General features: G+C 69.2%; 13 protein-coding genes. All 13 read right to left on the reverse strand.

Features of this window, described 5'->3' with window-relative positions:
• Nucleotides 1-78 precede the first annotated feature (78 nt).
• Nucleotides 79-1,227, reverse strand: coding sequence for a ParB/RepB/Spo0J family partition protein (locus ACFVWR_RS18435; protein ID WP_387215650.1), 1,149 nt, complete (start codon nt 1,225-1,227; stop codon nt 79-81).
• Entirely contained in the window at nt 1,227-1,886 is a 660-nt protein-coding gene (locus ACFVWR_RS18440) for a ParA family protein (RefSeq protein WP_387215653.1), read from the reverse strand. Before ACFVWR_RS18440 ends, ACFVWR_RS18435 begins: the two co-directional genes overlap by 1 nt.
• Before the next feature lie 215 nt (nt 1,887-2,101).
• Nucleotides 2,102-2,251, reverse strand: coding sequence for a hypothetical protein (locus tag ACFVWR_RS18445; protein ID WP_387215656.1), 150 nt, complete (start codon nt 2,249-2,251; stop codon nt 2,102-2,104).
• Nucleotides 2,252-2,267: 16 nt separating this feature from the next.
• Nucleotides 2,268-2,408, reverse strand: coding sequence for a hypothetical protein (locus ACFVWR_RS18450; protein ID WP_387215658.1), 141 nt, complete (start codon nt 2,406-2,408; stop codon nt 2,268-2,270).
• A 94-nt stretch (nt 2,409-2,502) separates the two neighbouring features.
• Complete coding sequence (locus tag ACFVWR_RS18455; protein ID WP_387215661.1) at nt 2,503-3,285, reverse strand: DciA family protein; 783 nt, start codon at nt 3,283-3,285, stop codon at nt 2,503-2,505.
• A gap of 15 nt (nt 3,286-3,300) precedes the next feature.
• A complete protein-coding gene (locus ACFVWR_RS18460; RefSeq protein WP_387215664.1) occupies nt 3,301-4,611 on the reverse strand; it encodes a winged helix-turn-helix domain-containing protein in 1,311 nt (436 codons plus the stop codon).
• A 437-nt stretch (nt 4,612-5,048) separates the two neighbouring features.
• A complete protein-coding gene (locus ACFVWR_RS18465; protein ID WP_387215667.1) occupies nt 5,049-5,474 on the reverse strand; it encodes a DUF6221 family protein in 426 nt (141 codons plus the stop codon).
• Nucleotides 5,471-5,908 carry a hypothetical protein gene (locus tag ACFVWR_RS18470; RefSeq protein WP_387215670.1) on the reverse strand — a complete coding sequence of 146 codons (438 nt, stop codon included), beginning with the start codon at nt 5,906-5,908 and terminating at the stop codon, nt 5,471-5,473. Before ACFVWR_RS18470 ends, ACFVWR_RS18465 begins: the two co-directional genes overlap by 4 nt.
• A 323-nt stretch (nt 5,909-6,231) precedes the next feature.
• Nucleotides 6,232-6,663 (reverse strand): hypothetical protein, encoded by a 432-nt coding sequence (locus ACFVWR_RS18475; protein ID WP_387215673.1) that lies wholly within the window; start codon nt 6,661-6,663, stop codon nt 6,232-6,234.
• Entirely contained in the window at nt 6,660-7,535 is an 876-nt protein-coding gene (locus tag ACFVWR_RS18480) for a hypothetical protein (protein ID WP_387215676.1), read from the reverse strand. Before ACFVWR_RS18480 ends, ACFVWR_RS18475 begins: the two co-directional genes overlap by 4 nt.
• Nucleotides 7,535-7,801, reverse strand: coding sequence for a hypothetical protein (locus tag ACFVWR_RS18485; protein WP_387215679.1), 267 nt, complete (start codon nt 7,799-7,801; stop codon nt 7,535-7,537). Before ACFVWR_RS18485 ends, ACFVWR_RS18480 begins: the two co-directional genes overlap by 1 nt.
• A 29-nt stretch (nt 7,802-7,830) precedes the next feature.
• On the reverse strand, nt 7,831-8,121 hold the full coding sequence (locus ACFVWR_RS18490; RefSeq protein WP_387215682.1) for a hypothetical protein: 291 nt from the start codon (nt 8,119-8,121) through the stop codon (nt 7,831-7,833).
• Nucleotides 8,122-8,232: 111 nt separating this feature from the next.
• A partial coding sequence (locus ACFVWR_RS18495; RefSeq protein WP_387215685.1) for a hypothetical protein occupies nt 8,233-8,710 on the reverse strand: 478 nt, incomplete at its 5' end.

Genomic DNA, 8,710 nt, shown 5'->3' on the forward strand with positions numbered 1-8,710 from the left:
CTCCCCCACCATGCGGTGGGAGGGCGGGGCCTAGAGCTCCTTGACTCCAATTGGAGTTGAACTCAGCCGAGCTGTCGGTCAGGTAGACGAGAGCGCGGCACGCCGACGCTTGGCGTCCTCGGCGACGAGGTCCGCCATCTTGAGGAACTCCGTGTCGGTCATCTTCGCGTTCAGGTGCCAGGCGGCATCGGCTCCGTCGTCGTACGGGAACCGCTTCTTGGGCTCCGCCTGCTCCCCCACGCCTTCGACGGACGGCTCGCCCTCTTGCTCCTGCTCCGCCCGCGGTTCCGGGACAGAGTCGGCCGTCGTCGTCGGCTCAGGCTGTGCCTCCGTGCCGTATACCGCGGTATACGCCTCACCGGATCCCGGTTCCCGCACGGCCGGCTCGGGCGCCGCTCCTCGCGCCGGTACGGCGGGCGGAGCGTATACCGCGGTATACGCCTCGGCGTCCTTCCCGATGTCCCGGGCAGCGGGCGGACGCGCTGCGGGAACCTCAGCCGGGGGCGAGAGCGGTGGCGTCGGAGAGGCCTCCGGCTCCAACTCCTTGCGCTCTGCCGCCTCACGGTCCGCGCGCCAGGAAGCGACCTGCTGATCGGACGGGAGCGCAGAGTACTTCCGCAGATCCCTCAGCGCGGTTACCTCGCCCTTGATGACCAGCTCCTGCATCTCGTCGGACAGACGGAGCAAGCCGATGCGCTGGCTGAACCACTGCTTGGACTTGTTCAGCTCACGGGCCGCGTCGGCCTGACTGCCGTCGCTCATCTCAAGCATCTGCTGGAGGCCTCGAGCCTCCTCGATGTAGTTGAAGTTCGACCGCTCCACGTTCTCCGCGAGAACGGCAGCCAGGAACTTCACCCGGGACTCGGCAATGTCTTCCCGGACGTGCACGTCGATGCTGGGCAGGCCGACCTGCGACGCCGCCTTCCAGCGCCGCTCCCCCGCAGCCATGACGATCTGGCACGGCGGGACCTGGTCGGCGTGTTCGGGGAACAGCCTCATGTAGGCGGACCGGGCGATGCCGACGCAGGGCTGGAGCTGCCCGCCGCGCATGCTGTTGCCGAGCTCCTCGAGCTTGGCCGGGTCGAAGTCCTGCCGCGGGTTGAGCGGCGTGGGGGCGACCTGCTCCGGTGCGAGGTGCACGAGGGTTGGCCTGCTGCTGCCCGGGACCGACTCAACCGGACCGCCGGCCAGGCTGGCGAGGCTGAGGCGCTTGCCCTTTCCCGCCATCAGCGACCACCGCCGTAGCCGAGTTCGAGGGCCAGCTTGAAGTAGTCCTCGCGCGCGCGCAGCGTCGTCCCGCTGTCGGGGTACTGGGTGACGACCTTGCCCTCGGCCGCAGCCCGGGTGTGAATCTTGTAGCGGCGGATGACGGTGTTGGCGCGGGGCCAGCCCATCGCGTCGATGTAGGCGATGGTGTCGTCGCGGTCGGCCTTGCCGTCGCGCGGGTCCCAGGCGTTGATGAACACCTTGTAGGGCAGGCCGCGCGGTTCGATGACCTTGCTGATGGTGCGAGCGGTGGGGTCGAACGCCAGCGGCTCTGGGGGGAGCGGCACCAGGACGTCGTCGGCGACGTTCAAAGCGGCGGTGAGGATGTGCTCGTCTTCGAGGCTTCCCGGGGTGTCGATGAAGACGTGCATGCGCTTGTCGGTGTTGCCGAGGACGTCATGTGTGACGGCGGCCAGGTTCACGGTCGTCGTGGTCTTGCCGACGCCGCCCTTCTGGTTGCAGATGACGTGGACCGCGGCGCCCTGGTCGCGCAGGCTGGCCAGGCTCTCAGGGTCATCGTGCGCGGTGGCGAAGTCGAACGGCAGGTCGTTGATTCGGTCGGCCCACCAGATGGTCGACCCCTGTGGGTCTGTGGACACGACGAGGATGGAGGAAGCCATGATGCTCCGTTTCCGTGTGCTTCCCGAGGGGTTCTCGGTACTCGGACCGGGACAGCATTGCAGATGATCGAATGGGGCAAATGCATTGCCCTGCCCGTCGGCGCGGCCACTCCGGCGTATACCGCGGTATACGCCTCGCGGGGTCAACGGGGGCGCCTCACGGTTCCCTCCAGAGCGTCAGGCGTATACCGCGGTATACGCCTTGGCCGTAAAACTCAGTCGTCGTCTTCCTCGTCCTCGCGGGCGTACGGGCCGTCGGCGTAGACCGGCTCGCGGAACAGGCCCTGGTGCGGGACCTGCGGCAGCTGGGGCCGCGGGCGAGCGGGGGTGACAGGCCGGCGGGTCGGCATCGTGGGAGCAGACATGAGCGGGTTCCGTTCTTCAGGCTGCGGTGACGTACGGGCGGAGGGCGCGGATGTGGGCGTCCAGCCACGCCCGCTCGAGGTCCTCCTGGACGCGGTTCCATGCCTCCCGCTGCTCAGGCGTGAGGAGGCGGGGGTCGACGGCGAGGTCCTCGAGCACGGCGGCTCCGATCGGTCGGCGTGGTGATCGAGAATCACAGTGCCGCAGAAACCCGGACGTGTTCCCTCCGCTCGCGGCTGGGCGGTCCGCGCGGTCACGCGACATCGAAGGCGCGGCGAACGGGAGCATCGCCGCCGGCCTGCTTGCGGGCGATGGCCGCGCGGCGGATGGCCTCGGCGCGGTCAGGCTCAGGCGCGGCGAAGCGTTCGGCTTCGGCAACGGCATCGGTGAACGCGGTCTCGGGCTCCCGGTTCGCCGGATGCTTCAAAACGGCGTTTTGACGCTCGATGGCTTCCCGGAGCAGCGGGACGGTGGGGGCGTGCTCGGGCCGGTGGGCGAGGGCCAGCTCGAGGTTGCGGCGGAATCCCTCGGATGCTGTCTCCCGTGTCTTCACCGGCGCCGACTCCGCAACGGCCTGCGCGGCGTCGGCCGGCTGGCGCGCGGTGAGTACGCCGACGGGCAGGACACGGATCGAGCGGACCACGGTCCGGCTCACCTTGTCGTTGATCTGCTTGGCCAGCTGGCCGCCCAACAGTCGGAGTTGCGCGGCGTAGGCGTGGCTGACGGGGCGCAGGTCGAGGCGGCCGCGGTCGGTGTCGTACGCGACGGGCTGCACGGTGTCGGCGAACTGTGGGCAGAGGGTGTCCCACTGGTCGATGACGTTGCCGCCTGCGGTGCCGACTTCGAGGGGTAGGTCGGCTCCGAGTTCGGTGATGGCGGAGGCGAGGGTGATGGGGTCGCGTCCCGTCCCGCGGCGCATCGTGCGGCGGGGGCCGGTGCGGGTGGTCTTGCTGGGCGCGGTCTTGGCGGCCGCGCGGGCGTTGGCGAGGGCGAGGCGGGCGAGGTCTGCTCCCGCCAGCTGCGGTGTGTCCGTCATGGTCGACTCTCCTTGTCAGAAGGCGGAAGCGAGGGTGTGGCGGCGGGCGTTGATGGCCTCGAGTGCGAGGGTCTGGTCGACGAGCCGGTTGCTGTACAGGCGGCGGGTCTCGGCTTCGCCGATCAGTTCCAGCGCGGAGAAGATCAGGCCGGGGTCGTTCATCGCGGCGGCCCGCATGTCGGCGACCTCCGCCTGCGACAGGTCCTCCAGGGCGAGCGGAGCCGCGTCGACCGTCAGCTCCACCGTGGCGGGGGTGAGCCGGTCACGGATGGCGGCGAACGCCTCGTCCATGGCGCGTCGGGCGGCGAGGCTCTTGGGGCCTTCGCCGAGGTCGTTGAACGCGGCTGCGTTGTGGCGGGCCTGTTCAGCGATGCGGAAGTCCTGCCAGGCCTCCACGGCGGTCTTGCGGCGCTCCGGTGTGGTGAACAGCTGGTGGGCTCCGGCGATGCGGTAGGCGAGGAACCCGGAGCAGCGGCGCACCCCGTGGGCGCTCAGCGGCATTCCTTCGGCGACGGCCTGGACCTCGAGGGCTGTCCACCCAGCATCAGCAACATGCCGGACGATCCACGCGATCCGCGCCCGGGACGCGTTGCCCAGCCACGGCACCATCTGGATGAGCTCTGAGGCGAGCTGGTAGCGGCGGCCGACCTTGTTGAGCTTCTTGGGCCCGCGCTTGTTCTGCTTCGGGGTGGGGGACTTCTTCTTCCCGCTTGCGAGCTTGCTCTCAGAGGGACAGTAGGTACTAGCTGCAGATGATTCCGCTGAGGTACCAACCTGCATTGGGGTGCAACGCGCCTTGCCCGAAACAGGGGTCCGGCGGGAGCGGCGGCGGACCTTCCGGGCGGCCTTCTTCGCCAACTTCCCAAGCGTGCTCCGGTGCTCTGCCGCGGCGCCGACCGGGACCCGCTTGTAGGGGGCGTCGTCCTCGTTGCGGAGGATCGTGCGGATACCGAGGGCCTCGTCGAACTCGACCGGGACGACCCGCTCGAAGACGGACGCCTGGTTCGGCTGCCCCGACGCGCGGGTGCCCTTCACGCGGTACACGAGCAGCCCGGCCTCCCTCAGCATCCCCAGGTGGTACTGGACGGTGCGCTCCGACACCTTCAACTTCCGCATCAGGTACTCGATCCCGGGCCGGCACACGGACAGCTTGGAGATCTCCTGCGCGATGAGCAGCGTGGTGGGACCCCACTTGGGGCCGTGCTGCCGTGCCGGCCGGTACAGCCCGGACCCGGCGACCCAGTGGACGGCCTGCATCCATGAGTGCGCGCAGGTCGCGATGCGCCCGGCCGTGGAGGACAGCCACTGGTGTGCTGCGTCCACCATGAGCTTTCCCCCACGACCGGAACGCCGACTGTACTCGTACGGGCGTTCGATTTCAGGGGTGGGGGTGTGCGTGTCGTGAGTGGATTCGGTGACCCCGGCATCACCCGAGCGAGGGGAGATAAGGCGCGAATCGCTCGTACGGGGGCGTGGAAGCTGACAAGGGGCTGCAGCGTGCTGCACTATGTACCTGCCTTCAGTAATGGGCCGGGACAGCACAAACGCCGTCTCGGTGGTGAAGGTGGTTCGGTCAGAACCTGAAGTCGCTCAACGGGGTGGCACCCGATGGGCCTTAGCTCGTCCCTGGCAGGACGGGCCGTGGTACGAGGGCCGCAAGGCCGGACAGTGGTTGGCCCCACTGAACGGACGGAAGCGGCCAGGCGGTTGAGGAAGACGCTCCCCGGCAAGGGAGCGGCAGGACCTCCCGCCGCAGATACGCGCTAAGTCATCTGATCTCCCTCAATGGGTGGGGTCTGTCCTGCCGTCCAGCCGTAGCCGTCGGCAAGGTGTTGAACGACGGGGCACACCTCGTGGTTATAGAACCGGGCGAACTCGTCCAGGTCCCCGTCGTAGTCGTATGCGGGGCACGAGTGGCCCCGACCGCCGTGCAGCTCCAGCAGCTTCCGGTCGGCAGCGCAGCGGCGCAGGACCGACTCGGGGTCGTTGGCGACGATGTGGTCCGCCAGGTCCGAGTCCATCTCCGTGGTGTTCTTCGACTCGCCGGCCCGGTGCAGGGTCAGGTGCTTCGTGCCCCACAGGTAGTCCGTGGCGGTGATGGAGCCCCAGCCGACACACCGTGCCGCTTCTTCGCGCGCCGTGATCGCGCCGTACAGCCAGGCGAGAAGGTCCCCGCCTTGGGCGCTCATCGCTCGCCCTCCGTCCGGGAGGACTTGGATCGGGCCTTCTCGTACCGCTGGTGCGCAGTAAGGAACGCCTCGTGGCTACCGCCCATGTCCGGGTGCGCCTCACGCATCGCCGACTTCAGCTGAGCCAAGGTGGGCTCCGAAGCCGTCTCGAGGATCGGCTCCTTCATGTACAGATGGAAGTCCGACGCCGACCAGTGGCGGCTCGTGTAGACCTCGCCCTCGGACTCCATCTTCTGCCGGTCCACGAACCGTACGGTCGGCTTGGGCCCCCACGTGTCGGCCACGTAGTAGATCCGCTTCGCCGTCTTCCGCTGGATCGGGAAGCGCACCACGTGCTTCGGCTTGTGGTAGCGGCTGTCGTCGCCCTCGTAGCTGTCGGCCTTGATGGCGTACAGGTACTCCGTGGCGAGGATGTCCTCGCCCCGGCCGCTCATGCGACTGCGGTGGTAGTGGTGACAGGGCCCGGCTGCGTCGGCGGTGTGATGTTCACGCCGGAAATGCGGGTCCACCTGTCTACGGGGTCTGGTCCCCGGGTACTCTTAGCCATCGTCGGCACCTTCGTAGGAGTTGTGTGTCGGCCCGGCCCCGCTCCCGGTGTTAGCGCACCAGGGATACAGCGGGGCCGTTCCTTTGTCTGTGTCGCACCCAGCAGTCCACCTGAATGGTCGTCTGGCGCTGTGCGCAGCCTACCGGTTAGGGCCGCCATCTGTCCGATGCTCCTCAAGTCGTGTCGCTAGTAGGACTTATCGCACCGCGCTCAGTGCTCCCGCCCGTCCGAGGCGTCGTCAGCCGGGTGCTCCCGTACGGCCATTGCCACAGCCCGCTGCACCTGACCCGCCATCGCCGCGAACCCGGCCTCCGCGAGCTGGCGTTGCAGCCGCGCCAGCTTGTCCCGGTGGAAGCGCGGCGCCCCGGACATCTGGCCGGCCCGGTAGTGCACGGCCGCGGACCGGTCCCAAATCTCCTGCACCACTGCCGGGTCCACGTCCGGGAACAGGTCCCGCGCCAGCTTCCGCGGCGTACCGACCGTGTCGAGTTGTGCCGCGGCGATCAGCCCGGTGAGGTGATGAGCCGTCGCCGTCGTACGGCCGCCGAGAACCATGTCCGTCTGGGCCTGCTCGAACGCCGCAGCGTCCGCGCCCGTCGCGTCGGTTGTCTCGGTCGTGGCGGGGGAGTGGTCGATGCTCATGCGGCAGCCTCCAGGCGCGAAGCGGATTCGAGGGAAACGATGTTGTCGGGAGAGGGGATCTCCCACAGGGACAGCTGCACCGGCCGGACACGGCGCGCAGTCGTGGAGCTGACTGTTGAGATGGAGCGGGGCCGTGGGATGGAGCGGGCCCTCGAGGCGGCCCGGCGGCGCTTCACCTTGGCCGGCTTGGGCGCGACCGCGGGACGGCCCGGGGGCACGATCGCCGGAACGTCCTTGCCGTCCTCCACCACGCTCACCCCGTCCAGCAGGCCCCGGCCGGCGGCCGCCGCCAGCAGATCCCCACGCGACGCATCCCGCGGCAGGCCCAGCAGGCGCACCAGGTGCGAGCGCTGCCAGTTCGCCGTCCGCTCATCGAGGCCCGCCGCCGCAGCGACCTCGAGCGGGTCACTGTGCACGGCGAGCGCCCTGAGGACGGCCTGCTTCTGTTCGGTCTGGAAGCGGGCGTCCGGCGCCGCCGCGACGACCTGGTGCCGCCGCGCGATAAGCCGCTTGTGCCGGTCCAGGCCCCGCTCACCGCCCAACACGCCCTGCGGCTCCGTGACATGCCCGTCCGCATCCACGGTGTTCGCGTACCGGTTGCACGCCACCATCACCCTGCAGCCGAGGCACGCCTCGATCGCCATGTTCTCCCGGGCGATGCGTACGTCCTGCGGCTCCCCGCCGTCCAGGTCCGGCGCCGACCACGCCGACAGCGGCACCCGCACGGTCTTCCCATCCTGCTCGATGCTCCCCGCAGCCAGCGACGGCTCATCGGGATCAGGCGCGCAGACCCGATAGCGGTACCACTTGTGGTCCACCAGCTCCCGATGGGCGGCGGTCGGCGACATAGACGTGGGGTTCGGGCTGCTCATCACAGGCCCCCTTCCTGGGAGTTCGAACGGGTCGACGACGACGGGTAAGCGGCCGGCGCGGCGGCGACAGCAGCACGAAGCCGGGCCAGCCGCTCCTCGAAATCCGTCTGCACGACGCAATCGACGAGCCGCTGCCCGGCACGCTCAGCCACCAGCGCCTGCTCCGCCCGCTCCAGACGACGACGCTGATCCCGCACCACACGGACCGCCGCCACAACGGCGAGGACCGCGAGTGCGGCACGTATGCGGTGGGACACGGTCCTCACCACCTCTCTGTACGGGGAAGGGATTGGGGTTACGGCTGGCTGGGCTTGGATGCCCGCAGCCATTCCTCGAACACGATCCGCTCGGCCGCGTCCACGGCAGGAGCAGCAGCCAGGAGCTCGGAACGCCGCTGTACCTCCAGAGCTTTCGCGTCCTCCAGGCGCGCCGCCTGCGTGCGCAGGTCCTGCAAGATGGCTCGGATCTGAGCACGCTGCCTGCGCCACCGGCGGATCACGCAGTCGCAGGCGGCCCAGATGAACGGGCTGGCGACGAGGGTGATACCGGCGGCGGCGAAGACTATTTCCTTGGTGTAGATGTCCACGGCGGACCTCCGAATCAGGCAAGGGGGTATCCCGAGCTGGCGATGAGTGAGGTGAAACGGGGTCCGGTGGGGCGGACGCAGACGGCCCGCGACAGTGCGGGCCGTGGTGAGTCAGGCGGCGAGCGACAGGATCTGCTGGGCTGCTTGCTCGCCGAGGAACTGCGTGTACACGGGCGGGATGGCCTCCGTCAGCTCCTCGTGGACGTCCGTCCAGTGGATGCCGAGCGCGGCCTGCATCTCCGGCACGGTGGCCTTACCGCCGCCCTTGCCGTACACAGCCAGGTACTCGCCGTCGTAATGCTTGCCGTGGCGCCACCCGCGCACCCGACCCGTGTGCCGCATGTGTGGCAACGCCATCGGGAACCAGCCGTGCACCTCGAACTTGCGGTGCCGCAGGATCGGAAGCCCGAACTGCGTGCCGCACAACACCACGTCCGGCCGCGCCTCGGTCGTCTCGATGACGTACGGCCGGCCCGTCGACAGCATCGCCTCCCGCCCCTCCGGCAGCAGGTCCGGGTAGGTGTCCTGCAGATGCCGGTTGGTGCCCTTGGTGATGGCTGCCCGGTGCTGGCACGGCCACGACGCGTGC

It is taken from the genome of Leifsonia sp. NPDC058292 (genome assembly GCF_042880955.1).
GTDB lineage: Bacteria > Actinomycetota > Actinomycetes > Actinomycetales > Microbacteriaceae > Leifsonia.